Source organism: Klebsiella sp. HMSC16C06, assembly GCF_001808325.1.
Lineage (GTDB): Bacteria > Pseudomonadota > Gammaproteobacteria > Enterobacterales > Enterobacteriaceae > Klebsiella > Klebsiella variicola.
The window spans coordinates 233,980-258,324 of sequence record NZ_KV793012.1 but is presented as its reverse complement, the minus strand read 5'-3'; the positions used below and the strand labels follow the sequence as shown (position 1 = coordinate 258,324).

Annotated in this window: 36 protein-coding genes and 1 pseudogene; 7 read left to right on the top strand and 30 right to left on the bottom strand. The window is 49.6% G+C overall.

All coding sequences use genetic code 11. The features are described 5' to 3' along the window. Nucleotides 1-5 precede the first annotated feature (5 nt). Together HMPREF3142_RS20100 and HMPREF3142_RS20095 are read right to left on the bottom strand one after the other, a co-directional pair. Nucleotides 6-242, bottom strand: coding sequence for a DUF2560 family protein (locus HMPREF3142_RS20100; RefSeq protein WP_032755209.1), 237 nt, complete (start codon nucleotides 240-242; stop codon nucleotides 6-8). Between the two features lie 1,275 nt (nucleotides 243-1,517). Beyond that, nucleotides 1,518-1,877: a hypothetical protein gene (locus HMPREF3142_RS20095; RefSeq protein WP_070612456.1), complete on the bottom strand. Its 360-nt coding sequence runs from the start codon at nucleotides 1,875-1,877 to the stop codon at nucleotides 1,518-1,520. Between the two features lie 553 nt (nucleotides 1,878-2,430). Here HMPREF3142_RS20095 and HMPREF3142_RS30240 point away from each other — a divergent pair. Then, nucleotides 2,431-2,580 (top strand): small membrane protein, encoded by a 150-nt coding sequence (locus tag HMPREF3142_RS30240; RefSeq protein WP_139041352.1) that lies wholly within the window; start codon nucleotides 2,431-2,433, stop codon nucleotides 2,578-2,580. Nucleotides 2,581-2,858: 278 nt separating this feature from the next. Here HMPREF3142_RS30240 and HMPREF3142_RS20090 read toward each other — a convergent pair whose 3' ends face one another. Beyond that, complete coding sequence (locus tag HMPREF3142_RS20090) at nucleotides 2,859-3,131, bottom strand: hypothetical protein (protein WP_070612454.1); 273 nt, start codon at nucleotides 3,129-3,131, stop codon at nucleotides 2,859-2,861. Between the two features lie 97 nt (nucleotides 3,132-3,228). After that, a pseudogene (locus HMPREF3142_RS28345) lies at nucleotides 3,229-3,514 on the bottom strand (hypothetical protein). An 85-nt stretch (nucleotides 3,515-3,599) separates the two neighbouring features. Here HMPREF3142_RS28345 and HMPREF3142_RS20085 point away from each other — a divergent pair. After that, on the top strand, nucleotides 3,600-3,782 hold the full coding sequence (locus HMPREF3142_RS20085) for a hypothetical protein (RefSeq protein WP_048329988.1): 183 nt from the start codon (nucleotides 3,600-3,602) through the stop codon (nucleotides 3,780-3,782). A 21-nt stretch (nucleotides 3,783-3,803) separates the two neighbouring features. Here HMPREF3142_RS20085 and HMPREF3142_RS29550 read toward each other — a convergent pair whose 3' ends face one another. From HMPREF3142_RS29550 to HMPREF3142_RS19975, 26 genes are all read right to left on the bottom strand, one after another. Next, complete coding sequence (locus tag HMPREF3142_RS29550) at nucleotides 3,804-3,980, bottom strand: hypothetical protein (protein WP_164875678.1); 177 nt, start codon at nucleotides 3,978-3,980, stop codon at nucleotides 3,804-3,806. 15 nt (nucleotides 3,981-3,995) lie between these two features. Continuing rightward, nucleotides 3,996-4,475, bottom strand: a complete 480-nt coding sequence (locus tag HMPREF3142_RS20080) for a glycoside hydrolase family 24 protein (RefSeq protein ID WP_070612451.1) — start codon at nucleotides 4,473-4,475, stop codon at nucleotides 3,996-3,998. Further along, a complete protein-coding gene (locus HMPREF3142_RS20075) occupies nucleotides 4,459-4,782 on the bottom strand; it encodes a phage holin, lambda family (protein ID WP_032430487.1) in 324 nt (107 codons plus the stop codon). Before HMPREF3142_RS20075 ends, HMPREF3142_RS20080 begins: the two co-directional genes overlap by 17 nt. Nucleotides 4,783-5,338: 556 nt before the next feature. Beyond that, nucleotides 5,339-5,494: a DUF3927 family protein gene (locus tag HMPREF3142_RS28340; RefSeq protein WP_049106554.1), complete on the bottom strand. Its 156-nt coding sequence runs from the start codon at nucleotides 5,492-5,494 to the stop codon at nucleotides 5,339-5,341. Further along, nucleotides 5,491-5,916: a tellurite resistance TerB family protein gene (locus HMPREF3142_RS20070; RefSeq protein ID WP_070612450.1), complete on the bottom strand. Its 426-nt coding sequence runs from the start codon at nucleotides 5,914-5,916 to the stop codon at nucleotides 5,491-5,493. The genes HMPREF3142_RS28340 and HMPREF3142_RS20070 overlap by 4 nt, the downstream gene beginning before the upstream one ends. 503 nt (nucleotides 5,917-6,419) lie before the next feature. Next, nucleotides 6,420-7,217, bottom strand: a complete 798-nt coding sequence (locus HMPREF3142_RS20065) for an antitermination protein Q (protein ID WP_070612448.1) — start codon at nucleotides 7,215-7,217, stop codon at nucleotides 6,420-6,422. Further along, nucleotides 7,214-7,336: a hypothetical protein gene (locus tag HMPREF3142_RS29960; RefSeq protein ID WP_072122534.1), complete on the bottom strand. Its 123-nt coding sequence runs from the start codon at nucleotides 7,334-7,336 to the stop codon at nucleotides 7,214-7,216. The genes HMPREF3142_RS20065 and HMPREF3142_RS29960 overlap by 4 nt, the downstream gene beginning before the upstream one ends. Then, complete coding sequence (locus tag HMPREF3142_RS20060; protein ID WP_070612445.1) at nucleotides 7,333-7,689, bottom strand: RusA family crossover junction endodeoxyribonuclease; 357 nt, start codon at nucleotides 7,687-7,689, stop codon at nucleotides 7,333-7,335. Before HMPREF3142_RS20060 ends, HMPREF3142_RS29960 begins: the two co-directional genes overlap by 4 nt. Beyond that, the gene (locus HMPREF3142_RS20055; RefSeq protein ID WP_064142417.1) at nucleotides 7,686-7,982 is read right to left on the bottom strand and encodes a DUF1364 domain-containing protein; all 297 of its coding nucleotides are present in this window, start codon (nucleotides 7,980-7,982) and stop codon (nucleotides 7,686-7,688) included. Before HMPREF3142_RS20055 ends, HMPREF3142_RS20060 begins: the two co-directional genes overlap by 4 nt. Before the next feature lie 2 nt (nucleotides 7,983-7,984). Then, nucleotides 7,985-8,191: a hypothetical protein gene (locus HMPREF3142_RS29955; protein ID WP_077270060.1), complete on the bottom strand. Its 207-nt coding sequence runs from the start codon at nucleotides 8,189-8,191 to the stop codon at nucleotides 7,985-7,987. After that, nucleotides 8,191-8,787 (bottom strand): DUF1367 family protein, encoded by a 597-nt coding sequence (locus HMPREF3142_RS20050; RefSeq protein ID WP_064142418.1) that lies wholly within the window; start codon nucleotides 8,785-8,787, stop codon nucleotides 8,191-8,193. Before HMPREF3142_RS20050 ends, HMPREF3142_RS29955 begins: the two co-directional genes overlap by 1 nt. Nucleotides 8,788-8,870: 83 nt before the next feature. Beyond that, nucleotides 8,871-9,092, bottom strand: coding sequence for a hypothetical protein (locus tag HMPREF3142_RS29120; protein ID WP_072122537.1), 222 nt, complete (start codon nucleotides 9,090-9,092; stop codon nucleotides 8,871-8,873). Nucleotides 9,093-9,200: 108 nt separating this feature from the next. Continuing rightward, nucleotides 9,201-9,434 (bottom strand): DinI family protein, encoded by a 234-nt coding sequence (locus HMPREF3142_RS20045; RefSeq protein ID WP_049073906.1) that lies wholly within the window; start codon nucleotides 9,432-9,434, stop codon nucleotides 9,201-9,203. A 335-nt stretch (nucleotides 9,435-9,769) separates the two neighbouring features. Beyond that, nucleotides 9,770-10,213: a GNAT family N-acetyltransferase gene (locus HMPREF3142_RS20040; RefSeq protein ID WP_004179624.1), complete on the bottom strand. Its 444-nt coding sequence runs from the start codon at nucleotides 10,211-10,213 to the stop codon at nucleotides 9,770-9,772. Between the two features lie 267 nt (nucleotides 10,214-10,480). After that, a complete protein-coding gene (locus HMPREF3142_RS20035; protein WP_070612443.1) occupies nucleotides 10,481-10,801 on the bottom strand; it encodes an energy transducer TonB in 321 nt (106 codons plus the stop codon). A gap of 675 nt (nucleotides 10,802-11,476) precedes the next feature. Next, nucleotides 11,477-12,325, bottom strand: coding sequence for an HNH endonuclease (locus HMPREF3142_RS20025; RefSeq protein ID WP_070612439.1), 849 nt, complete (start codon nucleotides 12,323-12,325; stop codon nucleotides 11,477-11,479). 41 nt (nucleotides 12,326-12,366) lie between these two features. Continuing rightward, on the bottom strand, nucleotides 12,367-14,346 hold the full coding sequence (locus tag HMPREF3142_RS20020) for a DNA cytosine methyltransferase (protein WP_070612438.1): 1,980 nt from the start codon (nucleotides 14,344-14,346) through the stop codon (nucleotides 12,367-12,369). Continuing rightward, nucleotides 14,343-14,600: a hypothetical protein gene (locus HMPREF3142_RS20015; protein ID WP_070612580.1), complete on the bottom strand. Its 258-nt coding sequence runs from the start codon at nucleotides 14,598-14,600 to the stop codon at nucleotides 14,343-14,345. The genes HMPREF3142_RS20020 and HMPREF3142_RS20015 overlap by 4 nt, the downstream gene beginning before the upstream one ends. Nucleotides 14,601-14,608: 8 nt before the next feature. Then, on the bottom strand, nucleotides 14,609-14,860 hold the full coding sequence (locus tag HMPREF3142_RS20010; RefSeq protein WP_070612436.1) for a hypothetical protein: 252 nt from the start codon (nucleotides 14,858-14,860) through the stop codon (nucleotides 14,609-14,611). Beyond that, nucleotides 14,857-15,057 (bottom strand): hypothetical protein, encoded by a 201-nt coding sequence (locus HMPREF3142_RS20005; protein WP_015958289.1) that lies wholly within the window; start codon nucleotides 15,055-15,057, stop codon nucleotides 14,857-14,859. The genes HMPREF3142_RS20010 and HMPREF3142_RS20005 overlap by 4 nt, the downstream gene beginning before the upstream one ends. Then, a complete protein-coding gene (locus tag HMPREF3142_RS20000) occupies nucleotides 15,054-15,422 on the bottom strand; it encodes a DUF977 family protein (RefSeq protein WP_041937617.1) in 369 nt (122 codons plus the stop codon). The genes HMPREF3142_RS20005 and HMPREF3142_RS20000 overlap by 4 nt, the downstream gene beginning before the upstream one ends. A 7-nt stretch (nucleotides 15,423-15,429) precedes the next feature. Continuing rightward, nucleotides 15,430-16,179, bottom strand: a complete 750-nt coding sequence (locus HMPREF3142_RS19995; protein ID WP_070612434.1) for an ATP-binding protein — start codon at nucleotides 16,177-16,179, stop codon at nucleotides 15,430-15,432. A gap of 2 nt (nucleotides 16,180-16,181) precedes the next feature. Beyond that, on the bottom strand, nucleotides 16,182-17,069 hold the full coding sequence (locus tag HMPREF3142_RS19990) for a hypothetical protein (RefSeq protein WP_176747624.1): 888 nt from the start codon (nucleotides 17,067-17,069) through the stop codon (nucleotides 16,182-16,184). Nucleotides 17,070-17,086: 17 nt separating this feature from the next. Then, a complete protein-coding gene (locus HMPREF3142_RS19985; protein WP_070612432.1) occupies nucleotides 17,087-17,881 on the bottom strand; it encodes a ParB/RepB/Spo0J family partition protein in 795 nt (264 codons plus the stop codon). A 128-nt stretch (nucleotides 17,882-18,009) separates the two neighbouring features. Continuing rightward, entirely contained in the window at nucleotides 18,010-18,546 is a 537-nt protein-coding gene (locus HMPREF3142_RS19980) for a toxin YdaT domain-containing protein (RefSeq protein ID WP_070612430.1), read from the bottom strand. A gap of 2 nt (nucleotides 18,547-18,548) precedes the next feature. Continuing rightward, a complete protein-coding gene (locus HMPREF3142_RS19975) occupies nucleotides 18,549-18,779 on the bottom strand; it encodes a helix-turn-helix domain-containing protein (RefSeq protein WP_023341332.1) in 231 nt (76 codons plus the stop codon). Nucleotides 18,780-18,890: 111 nt separating this feature from the next. Between HMPREF3142_RS19975 and HMPREF3142_RS19970 the strand changes: the two genes are divergently transcribed. The 5 genes from HMPREF3142_RS19970 (at nucleotide 18,891) to HMPREF3142_RS19950 (ending at nucleotide 24,331) form a co-directional block, all read left to right on the top strand. Continuing rightward, nucleotides 18,891-19,304: a helix-turn-helix domain-containing protein gene (locus tag HMPREF3142_RS19970; protein WP_070612428.1), complete on the top strand. Its 414-nt coding sequence runs from the start codon at nucleotides 18,891-18,893 to the stop codon at nucleotides 19,302-19,304. A gap of 391 nt (nucleotides 19,305-19,695) precedes the next feature. Then, the gene (locus HMPREF3142_RS19960; protein WP_004179600.1) at nucleotides 19,696-19,887 is read left to right on the top strand and encodes a YdfD/YebW family protein; all 192 of its coding nucleotides are present in this window, start codon (nucleotides 19,696-19,698) and stop codon (nucleotides 19,885-19,887) included. An 8-nt stretch (nucleotides 19,888-19,895) separates the two neighbouring features. Further along, nucleotides 19,896-20,051: a YdaE family protein gene (locus HMPREF3142_RS28325; RefSeq protein ID WP_077270059.1), complete on the top strand. Its 156-nt coding sequence runs from the start codon at nucleotides 19,896-19,898 to the stop codon at nucleotides 20,049-20,051. 137 nt (nucleotides 20,052-20,188) lie between these two features. Next, a complete protein-coding gene (locus tag HMPREF3142_RS19955; protein WP_070612424.1) occupies nucleotides 20,189-23,230 on the top strand; it encodes a RecE family exodeoxyribonuclease in 3,042 nt (1,013 codons plus the stop codon). Nucleotides 23,231-23,242: 12 nt separating this feature from the next. After that, nucleotides 23,243-24,331 (top strand): RecT family recombinase, encoded by a 1,089-nt coding sequence (locus tag HMPREF3142_RS19950; protein ID WP_050887835.1) that lies wholly within the window; start codon nucleotides 23,243-23,245, stop codon nucleotides 24,329-24,331. Nucleotides 24,332-24,345 lie beyond the last annotated feature (14 nt).

Below are 24,345 nucleotides of genomic sequence, written 5' to 3'. Positions count from 1 at the left end.
GATGATTACTCAGCGGTGGTATCAAACAGCGCCAGCGCTTCGGTCGCTTCCTGGATTGCCTTGCGGGTCTTCGAGACAATCTCACTTTCAGTGAAGACACGATCAAAGGAGTCTGCGAATAGCTCAGACTTCAGATAGCTGTCGCCTACCCAGTCAATGGCTAACTTCGCCGCTGCGGTGTCGTAATTCACTTTCTTGATGATATCCAGGCGGATTTGCTCGGATGCGGTGATCTCTGACATGTCTTACCTCTTTGATAAATAATACATACAGAAAGGCCCTGTATTAACAGGGCCTTTTATCGTCAAACTTTAGGGAACCAACGCTACAAGCCAGGTAAAGTAATGACACCCTGACTTTATACTAAAAAGCGACTCATATTAGAGCTATTGGTGATCATCCATAAAACCAGCCTGCGACACCAAGGAACATGGCTGACAGAAAACAACAAATTGCAGTTTTATGCATCAATACACCGTAAAAGGCGCAAGATATCACGACAAGAAGTACAATAAGGACAGGCCATATACTAAACAAAAGAATAGCATATGACTCCGAATTATTATAAATATTATTTTGCACTAGCATCATAATCCTTCTACGGTGTTTGAAAGCATTGCAATGATGCCAATTTTAAATTCCAACAGCGAATTTATAATAAATAGAAACCACCAAACTAACGAAAAATCACTCTTACCAAACAAAAATCATTACCAAGAAGATTCAACTACAACCCAAATATTCAACCCGTGTATATAACGCTGCACCGGAACACAAATAAATACACCTTCATTTAAACTTACTGACTTTATTATACTACCTGTAGGAGGAAAAACATCCCCACTCCCAGGCAACTTGTTAATTTGTTCAGCACCATATCGATAATACTCTGGAAGTTGTGGAAGTTTGCACTCAGTCATAATTAGCAGCTCATTTTATAAGAACTCAATGTAGCATGCATGATGAACTAAAAAAACCACATTGCAAACAATATATTTCGTTAAAGTGAAAAACCTTCCTTCGCGAGGAGATTTTTTTGTTTACAGCTTCTCTTACCCTCTAAATTTCCTCAGGTTTTACCTAATGTCTTAATTTTGAAATGGCAGAAATATTACGAAAGTTACAGACGTACAATCTAGGAAGCATACACTCGCTAAGCTTGTTAAATCAGAAACACATTCTACACTTATTTATGACTTTGCTCTGCCATGACAAAGTCTACTGTTCTACCCGTGAGCTCAGGGATGAGCCACTTCCTGTAGTGTCAGACCATCCATTTTTTCTCAAAACCAGTAGAAAAACACCTCGAAATCTGACTAAACTCCGACATTGGCTGCCACTGCAGCGCCCCGTCAATTTGTCGGATTTACTCCACGGGTTTTTTTATCACCTGAAACTGCTGGGCAAAGGCTCCAAGAATCCAGCCCACCAGCGGTACACATTCCCGGCATCCAGAAGCAGGATACCTGAGAGATGTTATATCCTTCGAACATATGAGGAATGTATCGTAAGTAGTTCTATTCAAAGATGAGTTCATCAAGCCTTAATGGTTTTCTTATAAAAGCCTTTTGGCATTCGATTATGAGTATCTGCCCCTCGCACAATGAGCAAAACACAGGAGAGGATTTACCGGAATCACCATTTCCACAGGTGAGCTCCTTAACCCCATAAATAGTGCGCTCAATCGTATTATCTCTGATAAGATTGATATGACCTGCATGCTTTTCACCTTGCACTATGTATTTAGACTGCTTACCTGTTATACCCTCAGAGAAAATTGCCACCCCTTTATCAAAATCCCAGATAAAAATCTTACGCCCACCGTCAGTTACAAGCATTTCCAGTGTCAGCTTGTCATTCGATGCTGGGTCAGACATTCTTGCATAGCATTTTCTAATCACAACACACCTACCCATTTTTAGGTGGAATATAAGCACACCAGAAGCGGCATTCAACAAGAAAAAATAATCTGTCCTGCATAAGCCAGCTGACCTGCCCACAGTATTAGATACAACCAGAAGATAAAAGGCCTACCGTAATGGAAGGCCTTTATGGGGTTATGCAGTATGTTGTGGTGCCGGGTGCCTCCCGGTAAGTCTGCCCCAGCCAACAGACCTGCGTGTGTGCTCAAAGAGAAAACCTGGCTGGTCGCCCCACCGCACAGGGGGATTCACCACGCATCTACATTAGCTATGCGATAAGTGCATAGTCAATCCGATGTAACCAGTAAAAACACCTCTTTCGGAAAACTGTATATCCTGGCAGACAATAATTAATCATTTCATATTGAATCATTACAAAACCAACAATAAAGTTTCATATCAGGTTTCAAATTAAGAAAAAATTCCAGTTAGGAATTTTCCCACTTAAATCCCACACTACCCCTCATGCGAACCATAATATCCATGGTCCTTAGGAGGGTTAACTCACATGATAACCATACTGATGATAGCGTTAGCTGTAGTTCTTCTTTTAGTTGCAGTGGGTTCACTGGTTTCATACTTGCGAGAAACGAGTAAATATAAAAATACTTTTAAAAAAAGGTATTATCTTTTACCCAATTCTGCACAAAAGGGGTAGTCAACCGGCACTATCCCTGCTTTCTAACTACCGCCTTCCAGTAAGAAGGCCTAAGTCACCCTGGTGTCGCAGAGAACGTCTATACGCAAGCTCCATGACCTGATTACACAACCACACTCTCGCAGTGCTCTGCGCCCGTGCCCTTGAGTTCATGTCACATCATCGCCGCTAATAACCAGTACGCGTTTGGCGTTCGCATATCGGGTGACGAAACGCTCAGACTTTCCTACTGCCCGCGGTAAGCAGCCCAACGTGATCAGCGAGTACGACCCATGGGCCTAAGAATATTTAATGGCCACTATCGCAACGATCAGTGCAAACAATGCCACCAGTAGTGACACACCAGTGAGCAGCAACGAGGCCGTATTCATCATCCGCTGGTAGTAAAACTCTCGCATGGCTTTTGTAGTGGACTCGCGGTGTTCAAAATCATTCTTATTAGGATATGCCAGGTCGTAACCGTCTGAGATTTTCCTTTCAATGGAAGCGTGAAGCAAGTCGTTCCAGCTATGCGTAAAATTAACAAATGCATCTGTAATTTTCTGTTTCATTGTCATCTCATCCTGATTGTTATTATTGGTGATGATATCAAATAGGATGACAAAAAAAGCCAACGTATCGGTGGGCTTGTTGTGACATGTCACAGCATCAACAATCGCTATCAGGCCTTGCTATTGCACGACATGCCCACATACAGGCTTCCTGCATTTTGGTGCGCGCGATAGCCATGCAGCGCAAAGCCTCTGCTCTCTCGGTTTCGGCCTGACTACCACGCTCGACAACTTCAGCCGTTGTAACCTCTCGCTCAGTATCGAGCAGACTGCAAAAATGCTGGCTGACACCTTTGAGGCGGTTCATCCGCTCAATTTCGCCAGCGGTTAATGTGCGGTAGCCTTTTTGCAGTGCTGCCGTCCTGCGGTTTTGCTTCACTCATTTCGTAGCCCTTTCGGTTGTATCTGATTTGCTTTTACCGGCTCGTAGGTGGATATTGTTGGGATGGAAAGCATGGAGATAACCAAATGAAACAGATACTTTTTACATGGTTTGCTTTTACAAATACCTATGCCTGCATCACCGGCAGCATTAACGTGAACAACTCACTAATGCTTGATTCATCTGTGCCGTGGATTGTTGGGGTTTCTCTTGGAGTAATCACCAATTACTTATTGGTTAAGAAACTGAAGGAAAGCGGGTTTCTGTAGCCCTGCCGGTTGCTAGCCTGCTTACTTCTTAACGCTGTCCGGCATCACCGCGCCAACAACGCCAGCCAGCGCTACGCCGCCAGCGATGACGGTTTCCTGAACGCCCGGAGGCATCTGATAGCCGAAGACACCAGCAATGACCAGGATAATGCCGCGCCAGGTAGACGGCTCTTTAAGTCGGTTAATGAGATAGTTCATAATTTACCTTCAGGTTCATGATTTAACTTCAGCGACGAAGCCGCCAGCGGCTTTGAATTTTGCGATGAGGTTGTCGGCTTCGTGCTCAAACTGACCGTAACCAGCTCCGGGGAGAGATGCCCAAATATTGCTGCAACGGTCGATAGCCTGACGAATCTGCCCGTTGTCAATAAGCGGCAGAGCGCCACGCTCTTTAATCTGCTGTAGCGCGACCTGGTCCTGTGATGCCGGGGAGAAGTCCTTCAGGCCGAGCTGCTTGCGGTAAGCATCCCACCACTTCGACAGGAGCTGGTAGCGCCCCGCTGCGGTGGATTTGATACCCAGCTTTGGCAGGTTAACCAACTTGCGTGGATGATCGCTGTAGTCAGTAAAGAGTGAACCACCAATAATGACGTCATAGCCTCGGTTCTTTGTCGGCTGCCCCGCTTTGTCTGTACCTTCAGACCAAGCGAGCATGTCCAGAAACGCTTTACGTTGTTTATTGATCTCCAGCATCATCAACTCCTGCCTTTCTGGCTGCGATTTTTTTAATCAAGCTCCCGATCGAGTCAGTACCGATATAGCCAATGAAGACACTGGCGATGTAGGCGAGATTGCTGCTCAGGCCAATGAAGTCGAGAAGGTCACGGACGAACCAGGCGATCATCGCGCACATGACAGCATCGATCAGCGTCTTCGCCATGGCGCCACCGTTATAGCGGCCACGCAAATACGCCATGATGAAAGCCAGTATTGCGCCGATACCCTGCTCCTTAGCTGCCAGCAGAGCGGCGATGAAATCTTGTTTGTAGGGCATTCGCATAAGCCTCACCTCCGTTAATGACGGATGGCGCTGTGTGTTTGAAAAGGTTCAGGCCCATCGGGCTGATTTAGCGAAAAGCCTTAAACGGAGCCACCCGTGAGCCTGAAATGAAAAAGGCCGCGCAATAGCACAGCCCTTAAATGTTTTTGGTTAGTTGAAGTGCCTTGATCAGGCGAAAAAAAGCCCGCTCTAACGGGCGGGCAGAAAGGTAGGCATTCTGATTCTGTAACGGTTCGATACGCACCTAATAGTCCGAGCTACCGATTTACCAGGAGAGTGATCATTATTCCGTTACTGCCTTTTAAACATAGCTGGAGAAGCCGAAACGGCAACCCCACTACCAAATAGCTTAGTAGCATTGCATATGGTGCCGGGTGCCTCCCGGTGGGCATGTCCCAGCCGACATGGCCCGCGCTGCATTTACAGATCACTGTAAGTGACTGGCCGCCCCTCCGCACAGGGGGATTCACCATGCCGTTAATCTAATTTGTAAACTTTGTGTTAGTCAATATGTAACACTCTGTCAAAGGCACCCGAAGATGCCTTTTGCACAGTGTTAATCACTAGATTTAATAAGCGGCCAGAGTAAAGCGATAACCCCAGCCACTAGCACGCCATCAGCAAGGATGGACATCATTTTGCTGGTGAAATCGATGGCAACCACCAGGAACAACAAAACCCCGGCGGCCGCCCAGCGCAGTTTGCCGATCACAGGTACTGATCCAGAGGAAGCTGGAGAGCCTGAGCGATTTTCTTCAGCTGTTTCTCTTCTTCTTCACCGATACCGTCGTTATCAGCAACATCAAGGCACAGGCAAAGAACATCAACAGCGTCATTTGTACCCGCAACATCAGCCAATTCACGCAGCGCCTGAGCGTTGGCAGAACGTGGTGAAGCTTCGTAACGAGCACGAATATTACTGCTCATTTGTGCGATTTCACCGGCGAACGGCGCGAAGGCTGGCAGCGCCGAAATTGTTTTTTCCAGCGTGGCGATTTCTTTCGCATCGCAGGTACCATCGGCATACGCAATGGAATAAGCGCCCCACACAGTCGCCTCAACCGCATCGCGATTTTCCATTTTCTTAACTTCAACAACGGCTTTACGTGCTTTCTTTTTGAAGAGACCAAACATAGTGACTTTCCTTTTAGCGGGTGAGCCAGCGCTCAGGAATGATCAGCCCACAGAGATAGTCACACTGACTATTCCCTATGGCTCACCCCTGAAAGGCTCTGTGGTTAATTAGCGCCGAGCGTGGCGCAGATACGAAAAAGGCCCGCGGATGCGAGCCTTTTGAGAATTATGCTTACTTCAACTCATCAAGAGCGAAATCATTTGTGCCTAAACCACAGGTCAATTAAAAATGTTGCAAAAACAACAACAAAGAACCAGGCAATAGCCCCTTCAAGTTCAATAAGACTCATTAGACCATCCACTTATTTTCTGTTCTTTGAGAGTATTATAGGGGCTAAGACAGTGCGAATGTAAAGGTTTTGCAATTATTGCAAGAGCCCTTAAAAGCAAAAAAAACCCCGCCGAGGCGAGGTCTTAATATCTGTAACGTCATGGGCGTAGTAACCCATCGTTGAAACGAGATTAGCCAATTTCCGCCACGTTTGCAATACCCCTCAGAAAAATCACCTCGTTACCCGTTCGAGCATCTTTTCTGCGAAGGATTCTTCAACGTGGCAATACTCCACCAGTCGATCGAAGAACAATTTGAAGTTTCTGCGCCAGGTAGTTTCTGTCACTCCAAGAGCCTTAAATACCTCGGTATCCTTTAATCTGGGATAGCCACGCCCGCTACAGCGGGGGCACTGTTTAAAAACAGGAAGCCCCTGCAACTTGGATTTTTTCTTATCGAGAACTTCACCGCGCCCCCGGCACCGGCATTCGTTCTTGATGCTCCCCTTCCCATTGCACGTTTTGCAGATTACCTTCACCTGCTCACGAATGGTTTTAACTTCCTCCCAGTCTGATGGAGAGATCCCCTTCGTAACTTTGACCCACTTCGGCGGCTTGCCATCTGGATAGGTCACTTTGTTGGTGAATACCTCCGCGTCAATGAACCCGTCCCCGGCGCAACTACTGCATGTCACCCTGCTTGCGGCGCTAAGCGAGTAATCCCGAAAAACGTATTCGGCCATAATGAGCAGGAATGCTTCTCGCTGTTGTTCCGGCATGGCCTGCAGTGGCCGGTTCCGGCTGGCGCGTTGAGTGGCAAGCTCATTGATAAAGGCGATGATGTTGTCCGTATGAAGAACGCCAGCTTTTGCCAGATAGAGCTCGATGCCTATCGCTGATTTTGAAGTTGCCAAACCAAGAGCTGCCATAACATCGGTAATCGTCAGTGTTTCAGCAGTGATCCCACATGGTACAGCGCCGGGCATCATCGACTTTGGCGAGAAAAATTTCGGTAATGCTTCAAGTTTCACAATGATTCCCCTGCTTTCTGTGGCTGATTGGTTTTGGTACGACTATGTTTCGCTACTGGCGGCATGCTGGCGCGCTTAACGCTTTCCGCCTGGTACTGGATGAAGTGATCGAGGGTCATAGAGACTCCCCAATAATGATCTGCCCTTTCTCGCCCCATATTTTGGTAATGCGGCAATCCCATACGTGCGAATCATCGTCGTAGAGAGCATCCATCAGGGCTTTAAGCATGTTGTCGCAGTCAGGCTTTGACTGATGTGGGCGTCCGGCGTATTGCGCCCTCTTTTTCTGACTCCAGCTTTGCGGCATAGGCATGACGAACGTGACGTGAGCGCCGGACTCTGGCAGGTGAATGTTGCGAAGACGAGCTTCATCACAGAATGCCCGATAACGCATTACTGCTGGACGCTGCTTCCACTTATCAGCTCTGGTCATCCTGGGTTTTCCTATTGGCGTGATATCGTAGATTTTCATGATTTGATAAGTCCCTCTTTCCGCCAGATTTCCAGGGTACGCATTACCCCCTCAGCGTGCATCAGGCGCAGTTCGTCGCGGGTGTAATCGGTGGTTTTCTTTCTGCCATCAATGAGATCGTGGCAAGCGCTGCAGGCTATAGCGCCCTGTGTATCGTCCGGCTTACATCCAGTTCCGCAGGTACCCGCCAGGCGGTAATGCGCCAGTACGCTGGTTTCAGGATTGCCATTGCAGTACCCGGGGATCCGTACTGTGCATTCGCGGCCTCGGGCCGCTTTACGTAGGTTCGCCATACTCACCCCCACATCCTGTTGCGCCAGCGAGAGTCTGGCCACGGCGGATTTTTGTCCTCCACCAATTGCACGCTGACGGTCCATGTCATAAAGTCAGGGTTTAAGCTTCGTTCGACCTTTACGCCCCGCTGACGATATCTCGCTACCAATTCTTCGGCCTGCTGCGTTGTGCATTCGAGATGGTGAAACCATGAGTGTTTCATCGGCATCACCCCGCGAAGCTTAAAAGTTGGTTTGCGGCGTTCTCGGCGTCCTGCAGACTGTTGAACGAACGAGAGAGGATCCATCGCCAGAGAACATCGAGCGATGCTTTGTACAGTTCCTGGAACTCGCATTCGTCCATGCTGGCGAAAGAAATACTGCGAGGGTGTTTTTTCAGCGTGCCGTCCGGCAGCTGTATGGCGTCATAGTGGCCAGCTTCAACGATGACCCACGCCCGGTAGGCGTCAAAAGATTTGCAAATACTGATACTGCCGGCACGTTTCTCGGCTACGCGATCCAGGTATTGTTCTGCGGCATCAAGCAGGGCTGATTCGTTACCGCCATAGGCGGCTAGAAAACTGGCGTAGCCATACACAAGCTTGCGCTCATTGGATGAGATCGCTCCGCCGGTAGGTTCCCAGTAGTCAAAGCCGAGATTGAGTAAAGCAAAGTAGCGGCGATGAAACGCCGGATTGCGGACAAGCTTATAATCGGCTTCCAGAACGGAGCCGAGCTTGCATTTTGATTGCAGAAAATCACTGGTCTCCGGCGTCGCGGGGATCAGGATACCTTGAGATTGTTTTATTAAGTGAAGCTGCGCCATCACGTTCTCCGGTGGCGCATCACTGTCAGGTGGCTGGTTGTTCAGGCCAGCACTGCAAGTATGATGTAGCTAGCTGTTAAGAGTCAATTTTTAGAGCTCATTTCCTTGATAACTTCCACTAACGATTTTCTTGTCCAGAGGTGTTCATCTTTTGCAATTTTTCTAACTGATACTTCGTTATCGATATTCGTCAAAAGGATTCGGTCATTCAAAGCTAATCGAAATGAGCACAAAACATGTCCGGATCCGTCCGTAATGGTGGCCCACACATTCCCCTGCTGATTTGGCTCAATACCATCTGTCACATTACCCCCTGAGCGACATACAGACGCACTCATAGAAAACGGGTAGCAGCATCAAGGGTAACGCGAATGCGATGCTCTGGGATAAGAGCCGCCACCATCAAAATCAAACTAATAAAACCAGTCGTCTGCGCTTTCCCAGGTCTCGCGGAGTATCTCCTCAATGATTTCCTTATCGTCGTCGATACCCCCGGAAACGCTCAATCCGTCTGAACCGGCACGGCGAATGGTTAGCTTGCAATCTTCATAGTTCTGATTCAGTCGACGCAATAGCTCAACTTCAAGAGCCGGAATAGCGCCATCAGGTAGTTTTTTAGTTTTGTCGATGGTTACTTCGATTTTCATGTTATCACCCCACTCGATATACTGTATAAATAAACAGTATACCGGTTGCATGAAATGTTCAACCCCTCTGCAGCACTTTTTGCCAGTACCATGCTTATGTTTAGATTGAGGTTTTTCCACAATAAAAAACCCGCCGAAGCGGGTTTTCTCATGCTGCCTTACCATTTCTCTCTGTCAACGTTGGCAAAATAGAAAGTAGAAGGCTCTCCAGTTGCGTAGTCTGGCAGTTTAGATGAGACGACTACCACTGAGTAAGTGGCATTGACGCCATACTCAAGTAGTAAGCTAACCCGCCAAGCATTAACTAACCACTTTATTATGGCTACATCTAACATTTATTTCAGAAACTTGTTATACACGAAGAACTCAGTATCTCGCACAAATCCATTACGCTCATACAACGCCTGTGCACGGATGTTATCTGTAGCGGTACTGAGCATAATAAATGCCGAATCGCTCTCCTTCGCCAGTTGCTCAGCACGGGAGATTAGTTTGTGTGCAACACCATGCTTCCGAGCTGACTCATCAACGAAAAGGTCATAAAGCAACCAAATACGTTTCATCTCAAGAGAGCAAAATAAAGGATAGAGCTGCGTAAAGCCTACCGCTTTCCCATCAACCTCGGCGTAAAAAATCACGGACTCATTAAGCTGAAGGCGCTTGAGAATAAAATCTCTGGCCTGCGAGGCATTTTCTTCGACCTCGTAGAAACGACGGTACCCGAGATACAGGGGAAGGATAGTATCCACATCATGTGGTTGAGCCTGGTAAATCTTCATACAAAAACCTCATAACTAATGAGTGTATAATTGTATTACAAATAATTTTTCCGATTTGTCCTTTTGTGGGCTTAAGTTCACTTTTCGCCCCCCCCCATTCTCCTGTTGGATTAATTTTTCGCCATAAAAGATAAAACCCGCCGAAGCGGGCTTTATCATGCTGCAATGTCTTTTTTCAGGCACATCTCCGGTAAGTTAGCTCTCACCAGCCCTTTAGCATGCAGCGTAGTTACCCACATGGTGGAGATTTGACGTTAAACGCACTCTTCAAGGTTTTACCAGACTGAATTTTATTGTATCCCGATACACCCCTGGATGGCCTGGCACAAACTTACAATTTTTAATAGCAACCTCAGTTTCCCTGAAGAAAACCTCATCGCCCGTTATGTCTACTGAGTACACTTCGCCTTTATCATTAACCCACGCCGCATAATCGACACTCCCTTCAGTTCTCAATGCCTGAGCCTTCACTGGCATCACTGGCGCAGGACAACTTATACGCACAGGTGATATTTCTTTTTTATTATCAATAGCAAACACCACGTTTGATATAAGAGCAGCACTAACCAGAAGTAATAATTTTTTCATAAACGATACCAACTCTGTTTTCCTTGCGTCCAAAATTCACTAATGCGCATTTTGCATGCAACACCGTAGGTGTGTTCCGCTTAGGCACCGCCCCCTAGGGTATGGGGGGATTATAGTTTAAGCAACTGCTCGCGTCCGACATGTCGCCGGCAAGTTTGCCCTCACTGATGTCTCTGCGAACGGCGGCGGGACGGGGTTTGTATAGCGTGAAAGCCACTTGCCTTTAGCGAGCATAACACTGCGCGGGAAACAGGTCCGATTATGTACCGCTGCGAGAGACCCCTGAGCCGCGTAGATTTTTACTTTCATCAGCAATAAAAAAGCCCTCTCCGAAGAGAAGGCTTTTCATTTTTTTGCTCGGAAAACAGAATTGACGACGCAGTAGACAAGACCACAGATATGGGGCATCGAGCATCCAGCGAAAATCTTTAGGACCTCATCGGATAGCTCAAGAAACCCAAGCCCCACACAGATAAATACCGCGTTCACTACAACAACTTGCACAATTATTAAAATCAGCAGTGTTATTGCATACAAGACTTTAATCCGAGCGTTCTTAACTTTGTGCGCCATGTGTCCACAGTTGGCGCCGGTCATTAATGTCAGTTGCTCAGGCTGGCAGGTGTATTATGGGCAATTGGTTACCGTAAATCAATTGCCCTTAATAATAAAACATTAAATCGGGTACCAAGGAAAATAATCCTTAGAAGAATTATTGTTATTCGCTTTTTTCTGTTGATTACATGTATCACAAAGTAATTGAATATTGGACACATCGTTAATTCCAAACCGCGCCAATGGTACAATATGATCGTAATTAGATTTATTATATATATTAACCAACCCCGTAAGGTCTTTTTTACATATAACACATCGGCCTTTGTCTCTATGGTAAACTGCCTTCTGTACCCATTTAGGAATCGTTAATCTTTTGAGGTATCCATTCTTAGTGGTTGTTTTAACATTGAAATCATCTGGATTGAAATCAAGCCCACGTGACTCAGCGATCATTTCATTGTATAACCTAAGCACAGAGCGATCCCCAAACAATATATAAAAGATCTCCTTGATTGTTTGCTCCAGATATTTCGCAAACAATTCCCCTTCATAAAATAAACATAAGAAATCTTCGAGATCAGAAATGCAACTTTCCTTCAAATTTTTATCATTATCACTTAAATATACAAGAAAATACCGTCTCAAACTCACAAAGGAAACTATTGCTGCATCGACTGGTTCAGAAAAATGAGTGGAATATTGTTTAAATGCATTTAATTGTTCATCAAGGTTGTCATGAGTTAATTTTTCTGCGTACACACTATCCACTATGAACTCAATGAAATCATGGAAATGAGACCATTTTGGGAAGGGCTTTTCAAATATAATAGAACGACCATCCCCATGGTAATCGTTAAGACCTCTCATGTAAGCACTCTGGTTGTTAAGTACGTTTATGATAATATTACAAAAGTAATAAGACTCATAATGTTCATACTCTTCGGTTTCTTTACTCGTAAAACTCATACATCTTCTCCAAATGCTATGGAATATAAAGCCATCTTATTTCAAGCTACATTTTTTTCAATCGAGCAAATTTCTGGCAAATTGACCCTGACCAGCGCCTCAGCGAACGGCGGCGGCACGGCGTTTCCGCAGCGCGCAACCTGCTTGTCCTTCGAATACTTCACGCCGCGATAGTCCCGATCGATGATGTACCATTCAGGGAAGCCCTGCGCGCGGTAGAGTTCATGCGGCTGCAGCATGCGCATGCCGATGTCGACAATGCGGTAAGTCACTCCGCCGATATCCACCAGCCCGGTGCTATCCTCCCCGCAGTATTGCTGCAGGAACGCCAGCACCTGCTGCGCGCGCTCTTCGTCATAGTCCTCGACCGCCAGAGTCGTTTTAACCTCCCCTACGTGCTGCCCGCCGGCAGTGATAGTTGGCATCGGCTCGTCAGTTGCCTGGCCATCACGGCAAGTACCGCGCAGTTTAACCAGATGAGAAGCAACTAAGGCGTGGTGATCGACAGTCGTTACTGAATGCGCGGGCTCATCCAGCCCCACGCCGGCGCCCTGATAATTCCCTCCGTAGTGTTTTGCCAGGAATGCACCAACTACAGCATGTTTCCCGCCACCAGCAACAACGGTTCCCAGAGGCTTATCCAGTCCGGGGACGCGAGGCGCCTGACCGGGCCGCTCTCCGTATCCCATTTGAATGAGCGTCGGCACAACCAGTTGCGATTTACCGCCGCCGCCAGCTGTGATCGTCGCGCTTGGCTCATCAGCCCTATGCCCGACACTGGCGCCGAACTGCCTGGCGATAACTGGAGCGACGACGCAGGCGCGCGACTCTTTCAGGATGGTGTGAGCAGGTTTATCAAGCGGGCGCGGTTTAGCCTGGTATTCGCTGCCACCGTTGCCAGCGAGGAATGGGACAAGGCCCGCCTCAACAATCCCCAGCGCATGACCATTCCCACCCGGACGCCTGGACGTGCCGGCGGTCACTGTCGGTACCGGCTCGGTAACTGGCTGCCCGGTGGCGCCGGTGCGGAATTTCGTCAGATGTGGCACGGCAACCGCGAAACCGTGGGTTTTCGTAATCGTCTGCAGCGGTTCGTCCAGTTCCTGCCCCCGGAAACAGTCATATTTCCCGCGTGTCGTTGTGTGATTGCACTTCACGATGAACGGCGAAGCGCTTTCGATAACAAAGCGCTGGATTCCCCGGGCAATGCGCCGGAGCGTGTTTTCCGCCAGCGGCTTTTTGCGGCCAAAAATCGACGGGGCTGGGATGGACCAGTCGATGCATTCTGCAGCTGTGCGCCACGGCGCCAGTTTTCCGGCCAGTACCGCCGGTGATTTCGGATCTCCATGAGTGGCTTCCGGCCATACAATCGGCTTCCCATCGCAACGCATCACCATGAAGAATCGCTTACGGATGGTCGGCGCACCATAATCACATGCGCGCATCTCGCGATACTCAACGGTGTAACCCAAACCTTTTACCAGCCGTGCTGCATCCTCACTATCAAGCGAAATATTCAGAAATTCGCAGCATTCGGCCAGCGCCGGATGATCCGCTGAAATGCCTGTGGTAAGCATGCCTATGAATGCCTCAAAAGTTTCGCCAGCACGGGCAGGATCTGGACGCATTTCACCAGCGAGCAGCGGCCCCCACGTTTTAAATTCTTCAACGTTCTCCAGCTTCATCACTCGGGGTTTAACATCCAGCCCCCAGCGCAGTACCACCCAGGCCAGTCCACGGATCGCTTTCTCGACTGGCTTAGCTCCTTTCGCTTTTGAAAAGTGACGGCAATCTGGTGAAAACCACGCCAGCGCTACCGGGCGGCCAGCGGTCGCGACCTTTGGCCTGACTTCGTAAACCGATTCGCAATAGTGCAGCGTGTCCGGATGATTGGTGGTATGCATAGCAACCGCGTTCGGGTCGTGGTTTATCGCGATGTCCACACTACGCCCAATCGCCAGCTCGATGCCCGTCGATGCGCCGCCGCCACCAGCAAAGTTATCTACGATGATTTCTCTCACGCGTATTTCTCCATAGCGCTGGCCAGCGAACGAGCCGCGGCGATAATTGACGATACCGGCATTTTCTCCAACCACATACGGTTGATATGATGATGCAGTCGGCGTTGGTGATGCGCCGGCAATTCACCGGCGTTTTCGACTTCAGAGAAAACCATCGTTACTTCAGCGGGCCATACAGTTTCTGGTACATCCACCAGCAGCAGCTGCTCCAGCTCTAGAATGCGTTTGCAGGCATACTGCAGCGATGGTTCCATTTCCTTGTTCATGCCTGCGCTCCTTCCAAAGCAACCGCAATAGCTTCAAAAAAACCATCACGGGTATGATTTGTCATCGCTGGTACGAATGCAGCCATCAACAGCTCCCGATCGCAGTTTTCGTCTTCAGAGAGCATCGCTATTTTTTTATCCAGACGATTCTTTGCGTCCTGCAGCTGCTCGTTCTTACTGGCGCGTTGGATGTAGTCCGCAATGATTGCGATCGCTTTGTTCGTCAACTTCACTGTGACTTCACTCATAATTTGCTCCCGATTTTCTCAATCGTTTCCAGCAAAAGCCGACGGCGCGTATTCTCGGCAAAGTGCCGGCGCCCGGTATCTTTGTGGTAAAACTCGTTTTTTCCCACCACCCACATACTTTCCGTCGCGTGCAGCTTTTTACGTTTCGGTCCGTCTTTGGTAATCACAATACCGATATGAGTTTTCTCGATAGTCATAAGGCCTCCCCGCGCGCAGTTGTCGGCCTACTTGCGCAGATAGCTTCCTGCACATCCAGAACACGCTGAAATACAGGACTGCCCAGCAGGCTGTAGTTCATACCAACAGCCGTTTTTGGCACCAGGCCAAACCGCTTCATGTCAAAGTCGATAACGGCCCGCTGATCGCGGAACAACCCCAAGCGACCATGCCGGACAACCTCGCCAGTCGCTTCTGCTTCGGAAAAATACCGCTGAACAGTAGCGCGGCTCAGGCCCAGTTTTTTCATTGCCTCGGCGGTCGTGAGTCGCCCCTGATGCCTGGTGATCCGAATCACTGCACGGACGTACTCTCTGCGCTCAACTGCTGACAATGCTCTAGCCATACATACCTCACTTAACGACACGCAAATGACGCACGTTTTTGCGATAGCTGTCCCATTCAAAATTCACCCACATACCGCCGTCCATCTGGAGACGGTCAAGAATCCGCATACCCAGTGTTTCCTTCAGCGATTCATAGTTCAGGTTGGTTAGGATGCCGACAGGTCGCATGGAGGACAGCCGGCGATCGATAACCTGATTCAGGATGACTTTTTCACCGCTGCTTCCGCGCTGAATACCCACCTCATCCAGAATAAGCAGGTCCACATGGCACAAATCGTCCAGCAATGACGCCTCTGACTGCCCGCCGTCATAGCACTCGCGAACACGTAGCATCAGGTCAGGAATAGTCACCACCAGCACAGAGCGGCCACCAGCCAGCAGGTGATTTCCGATTGCTGCCGCCAGATGGTTTTTCCCGGTGCCCGGCGCTCCGCTGAATACGAAACTCGCAAACCCAGAGCCGAAATGCTGCGCATAACTTTTCGCCATCGAGAGCGCCCGACGCTGGCCATCAGACTCAACCTGATAGTTAGCGAATGTGCAGGTGCGGTGCAGATCCTGAATTCCTGCACGTCCAAAGATTTTCTCTGCACGCGCGCGTTGGTTTTGTTTTTCCAGTTCCTCACAGCGCTTACGGCCTTCTTCGGCTTGCCAGGCACGCCATTCATCAACGCTGCCGAATTTTGGCTGAACGCCAGGGGGAATGAGTTTTTTCAGTCGCTCCAGTGCATTCCCGGTACCAATCATGTTTTTCATCGCTACCCCCTGAATCCCGATGGGATGGTTTTGTCAGGTTCCGAAATCTGATTGGGATCTCGTGCGCCTGGCGCCTGCTGAATCGCCCACGGTTCGCTGAAATGCATACCAGGGCCAAAAAACGTTTTCGCCTGTTTCACGTACTGCGTGTTGAGGATTCCCTCGGCTTTAACGAAAGCTGCGTAACGCTCCACTCCTGCGAAGATTTCCGCCGTAGTGGTTCCATCCCTGATTCGGGCATTCCAGGCTTTGAAGGCATCGGATTTGCTGTTACCCCCTGCCCGCCTGGGATAAACCGACCAGACCTGCTCGAAATCATTCGGGTATATTTTTTGGGGATCAGGTTTATCGCTTTCGTCCTGGTTTTGATCTGCTGGGGGTGTGGCGGAGCCATGCCCCGAATTATCTTCTTCCTGATCCTGTTCCTGCTCCTGATCCTGTTCCTGGTTAAGGAACGGTTCGAGAACCCTTTCGGAACCCTTTAGTTTTTCGATGTCGATGTGGGATATTGCCGAGGCTAAAACCCGCGCCAGCTCTGGCTTCACCGTAGATTTGTCCGGGACCTGATCAAACAAACGCAATGCTGCAATTCCCTGGTTTGGGTTTTCAACTGAATTCCAGGTCAGAAAGTTGCGAATTAACACCCATTTCGATGACGAATCACGCGTTGCGAAACCGTTAGCCGATAGCTCATCAAACCCTTTCGAAACCCTTTCAGGAGTCCAGGCTAAGTCTTCCGAAACGTATCCATCAGGCAGCCGGAAACACCCAATCATGTTCGTGTGTTGCCCTGTGAGCAGGTACAGCGCCAGCAACCTGGCATCATCCGATACCCGGCGCATTCCATCGCTTATCCAAAATGATGTATGCACCTTGCCGTAATCACGCATAGAGACCCCGTTGTTGCTTAAACTGGTGTGTTTTCATCACCAAGCACCCACAGCAAAGCCGCTGCGTATTCGCCGCTGGCGGTTTGAAGTTGCAGGGTGATTTCCTTACGGGATTTGAGACGAGGCTTTGTGTCGCCGAGGACAGCGCGCTGGCGGCGAGCTTTCTCGTGGCCAGTTACACCCTCTGCCGCTGCCTCTAACTGTTTGACCGTTTCCCGTTGCTTTTCCGGTGGCATATCGACCAGTTGACGCGCTTGAGTGACAGTGACTTTTCCAGCCTCAACCGCCGCCTGGACGGCCTGCGTAGCATCCAGTAGAGCCACGGTTGCCTGGACCGTTTTTACGCTGCAGCCAAAAAGCAGGGCAATGTCATTTTCGTCATGACCATATTCCATCTGCTGAACCATTTTTTTGGCCCGGCCCAGTGGGGTATCTGGTTGGGTTATCTCGTTTTCGCTGACCATGTATTTGGCCATTTGAATTGCTGAGCCGCGCTTAGCTATACCGGGTACAGGCCAGGGTTCCAGCCCTGCCCGCTTTCTCCTGGCGTTTGCTTCCTTAGCGTTCTTTACGCGCTGCCGACCTGCCACCACGCAGGTTTTCCCTGTCTCCGGGTCCTTCCACACGATAATCGGTTCGAGTACCCCAAGTTCCATGATGTTGAGGATCACAGCTTCATTAAGCGGTAGGTGTACTCGTTCGTCGTAAAGCGGGTGTGTTGTATCGGTCACCAGATGCAGGTTTTCCGGTTCGAAAAACAGGACGTTGCTTTTACCGCTGGCGCCGTACGCGTCGATCGAGTTTTTAGCCATGGGCGCCCCCGTTATTGAAATTCAGTTGGTTCATGTTCATAATTTCCCCTGTGAATTGATCCAGTTAATTCGCAACGAAAGCCGTAGGTGTTGCAGCACCGCGGCTTTCACCTTTCTGAATTCCAGCATCACGTCACTCCCAGCATTGAAGTGACAATGGCCATCAGCGGCGCCGTTAACTCAGGGTCTATCCGGAACATCTCGACAATTCCCTCGCTCAGTTCTTTCAGCTTTTGATGGCGTGGAGCCCCCACAGCAACGGCAATCTTTGCTTCGCTGGTTTCTTTTTCCAGACGAGCCAGACGGGACATAAAATTGTCTTCGGGCATCAGGCGATGGCGAAACTCCAGAGGAAGAACAGCCATGATTGCCGGGGTAAGAAGGCGAACGTACTCGCGATAGCGCTCAGAATCGGCAGGGTTGTCCAGGTAGCGAAAAAGCTTCTGTCGGGCACGGCTGATATCATCAGGGAACGCGATCTCCTCGCCACCCTGCTGGCGCCACTCATCGATGATATGTGCCGACACAACATCCTGGCCCTCAGCTGCAGCCCAGGCGCGAACGGCAGAACGAATTGCGTCGTGATCTGCCTCTCTCTGTTGATTTCGCTTTATCAGAGGGCCGGTGTTGAATCCGGTATTTTGTTGAAAGGGAAGTGTTTGCATGTTCAGCCTTCCTGTTTCGGCAGGCCGTCAGTTGGGTTTGGGTACGCCTCAGGATCAATTTCATGAGGCGTTACTTCCCAGTTAAGAAAACGGCATAGTGGGACGATGCGTTTTTGAGGAACTCCATTCTCGTAAATCCACTTACCAACAGCCTGACCGCTGATGCCAAAGTGCTTTCCGATACAGGCACGAGATGCTGCCTTACTGATTTTTTGTTGCGTCTCTTTGTTCATGTGCTCTCCTTGGTTTGATGGAGAGAAGCATACATTACGAAAGTTTATGTTTCAACAAACGAAAGAAATTGTTTTAGTGCTGAGTGAAACCTTAGGTTGTAAAATGCACTTATGAATGAGATCACTTACCCAGTTTTTGCCAAAAGAATTCAACAAGTCATGACTGAAAATGGCTGGAATAAATCCGATCTAGCCAAGAAGGTCATGCTCTCGCACACTGCTGTGCAAAATTGGGCTAAAGGGAAAAGTGTTGCGAGTGGTGAGAGGTTAAAGCGGCTTGCTGCAGCAACAGGAAAACCAGAGCACTGGTTCTTTCTTCCCTCAGATGAAATTGATGATAAGCCTGATCAGACGTTATCATCAAATCGTGACCTGGACGAAAAGGAGCTAATGATACTCTCGCTCTTTAACCAACTTCCTGAGTCCGAGAAGTTGCGTCTTATCCTTCACACCAAAGGTGTCTTGCACGATATCGAGTTGCTTAAGAACGACGTCTACGACCTCATAAACAATCAAAAAAAATAGAAAACGTAACCCCTCCAACCAATGGCACCTTTGCGGTGCCATTTTTTTTGCCCGTTAGCGAAATTAATACTTTCATACTCACTTTACAAACGAAACTTTATGTTGCATCATTTGTCGCATCGACAACAAACGCATTGTTGTCAGGTGGTAAACGTTCCGCTGGCCGGCGACAAGGCAGAGGTTGAAATGAGTAAACAAGGCATCAGAGCCATGGTCATTTCGGCAGTAATTGGACTCTTCATCTGGATCGCGCTTATCAGCGCACTGAGGGAGTTATTTCTATGATTGATTTCGCACGCAAACCCGCTCGTCAGCAGGCTATTCGTTTAAGTCCGCTGTCAGCTTTATTCCGCCGGGTGTGCTACATGCTCGCGCAAAAAGGAGCCTCTTCATGAGCACGATGTTTGCCCTGGTTCTCACCGTTAGCATGCTGACAGGCGGTAATCAGGATGTCCTGCTCGGCGTTTACGACACTGAGAATGACTGCAAGGCAGCTGCAGAAGAGCAACACGTGAAAGCTGAATGTTATCCGCTGAAAGGTGTACTGGACGAACATCCGGCCGGGTTCACGGTGCAAATGTAGGGGGAAGAATGCAGAAGAAATGCGGTTACTGCCGTAAAGCAATCGAGGGAAAACCAGTGATAAGCACCCTGTTGTACCTCCAGGGGAACCAGCTCGCACGGAAAGAAAAAGAGTATTGCTCAGAACGTTGCGCCTCTTACGACCAGATGGCGCACGAGGGCTAACGTAAACCCGCCGAAGCGGGCTGTACGTCCGGTGCCACCGACCAAAGTTACACCGGAAATTACCAAAACCAATGACCACCCTGAATGGGCGCTACCAATGGCCCGGGGGATTCTACATCCAAAATAGAGGCTATCACATGGAATATTTTTATCTGATAAAAGCGACTCAAAAATCGGGTAAAGCTGATGCCGTAATCTGGCGCACTAATAAATCAGAAGCCCGCGCTCTACTGCAGCTCGACGTCGATCTGGAAGACGCTGGGATCGAAACAGGCCGCGGCAAAGACTATCAAAAACCTATTCGCACCGATTTCCCGGTATTCAACGACCTGCCAGCGGAGGGTGTTCTCGATTACTCATGGTGCGAACGCTACCAGCTCGGCGACGATGGCCGCACCTGGACTCTTAAGCCAGGACAGGCGCCTGCTGATGTTCATCACGGCGATGATGCCGGAGAATCCGCTGAGCCCGTTAGTGGCGTGCTGGTTGATGCCAATACTACTGGCGATGCGGCACAAGGTGAGACCGTGGAAACTTTCGGTAGCGATGAATACCAGGACGATTCGAGCGCGCTTTTTAACGTGGCAGAACTCCCCTTTCGCGCTCAGCTGCTGGCGCAGTACATGGCCGAAGAACGTCACGTTTCTCATATCAGCATGCCTCACCGGCAGGAGCTGTCAGTTCTTGAAATGGACACTGATAACGCAGCCGTCCAGGATCTGATTCTGGCCGCCGAGAATGTCCCTGAAATCAAAAAATACGATATGCCGGCGCTCTGGAAATTCACCAGCGCCAATAAAAAAGTCTTCCCGGAAGGGAAACGGCATGAGCTCGGCAAACGTATCCAGTTTGCAAAGCTGTGGTTCGCCACGAACGTGATCGACCGCGGCATTCTCACCAGGGAATGGGCTGCCGGTAACTGCATTTCTTCGGTTTTGAAAACTGATGCAGGAACTAATGCTGGCGGCGGTAATAAAACCGATCGCAATCCTGACTACACCCATACCCTTGATACGCTCGATGTAGAAATAGCCCTGGCCACAATGCCAATGGATTTCGATATCTACAATTTCCCGGCATCTCTTCACCGCCGGGCCAAAGAGATCGTCCAGAAGAAAGAAAGTCCGTTCAAGGAATGGTCGGCAGCGCTGCGCAAGGTCGCAGGCATCCTGGATTATTCCCGCGCAGCGATTTTTGCCCTTATCCGTGGCGCCACCAGCGATATTCACCATTTCCCGGTAAGTCTGCAGACCTATATCAATGCGAACCTGACCGAGCATAAGCATGACGTCCCTTCTGCTGAGACGCTTGAGAAAGCTGGTCATGTTTCATCTGCCGCTGTCACTCTGGACGCTGTGAAAAAGGCTATCGATGGAGATGAAGGTGTGCCTGACCTGGAAACTCTCCCAACTGACTTTCAGGTAATTGGCACCGAACTGGTGAAAGAAGCTCAAAAGAAACGTCCTGACGCTAATCAGGTTCTGGCCGCCGAACGTGGCGAATATGTCGAAGGCATCAGTGACCCCACGGATCCGAAGTGGATAACCGAAGACCTGACCAAACCCAGAGCCCCGGAAATTGCAAATCTCGGCGGCGGAATGTTTTCAATTGAAGGCCTTATGACTTCACCGGCTACTAATGCCACCGAAGAAGGAACCACCAGCAATGTGCAGATGGAAGCGGATCAGTCAGTCAAAAACGAAATTGATAGTTCGGTATCAACAGGCGAAGGCGCTGATGAGCCTCCTGCGCAAACAACTGCCGTGAACATGAGCGAAATACTGGCTGAACGCTGCCCGGATCTTACCGCCGAAGTGCTGAAAAGCCAGGTTTCTGAGAATGCTCACATTGATGATGAGGAAGAGGCTGAACAAGCAGCGCCAGCATGGCCGGAGTATTTCGAGCCAGGTCGATATGAATGCGTGCCAAATGAGGTCTACCACGCCGCTAACGGTATCAGCTCCACGATGGTTAAAGATGCGCGGGTTTCGCTGATGTATTTCGAGGCGCGCCACGTATCCAAAACCATCCAGAAGGTACGCTCCCCTGTTCTGGATATGGGAAATCTGGTGCATTCACTGGCGCTGCAGCCTGATCAGCTGGAAAAAGAATTCAGCATCGAGCCGGAAATCCCGGAAGGCGCTTTCACCACGACTGCGACGATCCGCGCGTTTATCGACGAATACAACAACGGGCTTCCGGTTTTGCTCAGCGCAGATGACATCAAGAGATTCCTGGAGGAATACAACGCGACCCTACCCGCCCAGGTTCCTTTGGGTACATCAGTTGAAGAAACCGGCCAGGGTTATATGTCTTTGCCTGCTGAGTTCCAGCGCATTGAAGACGGTCAAAAGCAAACCGCTACCGCAATGAAGGCATGCATCAAGGAATATAACGCTACTCTGCCCGCCCAGGTGAAAACCAGCGGCAGCCGTGATGCCTTACTGGAACAGCTGGCGCTTATTAATCCTGACATGGTTGCTCAGGAAGCAAAGAAGGCGCAGCCGCTGAAAGTCTCTGGTACAAAGGCCGACCTGATTCAGGCCGTGAAATCGGTTAAACCGGATGCCGTGTTTGCCGATGAGCTGCTGGATGCATGGCGCGAGAACCCGGAAGCAAAAGTGCTAGTTACCCGCCAGCAGCTGGCTACGGCACTGGCCATTCAGAAAGCACTGTTGAATCACCCTACCGCCGGCAAGTTGTTGACGCATCCGGGCCATGCCGTCGAGGTGAGCTATTTCGGCATTGATGAGGAAACCGGGCTGGAAGTTCGCGTGCGTCCTGACCTTGAGATAGACATGGGCGGCCTGCGCATCGGTGCAGACCTTAAAACCATCAGCATGTGGAACATCAAGCAGGAAGGCCTGCGCGCGAAGCTGCACAGAGAAATCATTGAGCGCGATTACCACCTCAGTGCGGCTATGTACTGCGAAACCGCAGCCCTTGATCAGTTCTTCTGGATATTCGTCAACAAAGACGAGAACTACCACTGGATCGCCATCATCGAGGCATCCGAAGAACTACTGGAACTCGGCATGCTGGAATACCGCAAAGCTATGCGCGCCATTGCGAACGGTTTCGACACCGGCGACTGGCCGGCGCCGATTACCGAAGACTACACCGAAGAGCTCAACGATTTTGATGTGCGCCGCCTCGAAGCGCTGCGCGTACAGGCGTAAGGGGGAATAACAATGTCCAATTTAGTCGCAACAACTGAAAACCAGACCCAGAAGATCGACAACGTTTCTATCCTGACGAACGGTGAATTGTTCAACCGCCTGCGCACGCTCTCGGAAGTAATGGCCAATAGTGGAAACTTCGTGCCTGAGCATTATCGCGGGAAACCAGATGCGTGCATGGCTGTAGTGATGCAAGCAGCGCGTTGGGGTATGGATCCTTTCGCTGTAGCACAAAAGACTTTCATCGTTGGTAATTCAGGTGTGCTTGGTTATGAAGCGCAACTGGTTAACGCAGTGATCAATACCATGGCTCCGACAAAAGACCGTATTCACTTTGAATGGTTTGGGGCATGGGAAAACATCGTTGGACGCTTCGTGGAGAAGACAAGCAGCCAGAACAAAAAGTACATTGCACCGGGCTGGAATTTGAAAGATGAAGCTGGCGTGGGCGTTCGCGCCTGGGCAACCCTCAAAGGAGAATCAGAACCTCGCGAGCTTGTGCTGATGCTTTCGCAGGCACAAGTCCGCAACTCTACACTGTGGGCGAGCGACCCCCGCCAGCAACTGGCCTATCTTGCCGTTAAACGTTGGGCACGACTGTACTGCCCGGATGTGATCCTCGGGGTCTATACCGCCGATGAAATTGATGAGCGTGAGGAGAAGGTGATCAACCCCTCGTCTGTTGAAAGGGTCACCATTGATGAGATTGCCAGCAGTGCGGGAACATCAGCCAGTGCACAGGAATCAACCAAAAATATCGATCAGTTAGCCGACGATTTGCGTGACCGCATTGAAAAAGCAGTGACAGTCGACCAGGCAAGCGCAATCCGTGGCGACATCGAAACCCAAAAACCAACACTTGGTACCGCGCTATACACGGAACTGAAAAATAAAGCCGTTCGTCAATATCACCTGGCTGATCACCGTAACCGGGTGGAAGCGGCTATCAATTCACTGCCAAATCCTGGAGATCCGGAAGCCGCAGAATCGTTTGCTAAAGCCGAAGGTGTTCTCAATACCGCCAAACGTTACCTGGGCGATGAACTGTATGACCAGTTCCGCATCACCCTGGACGACATGAAACCGGAATACGTGGGCTAAGGGAGGCGGGAGGG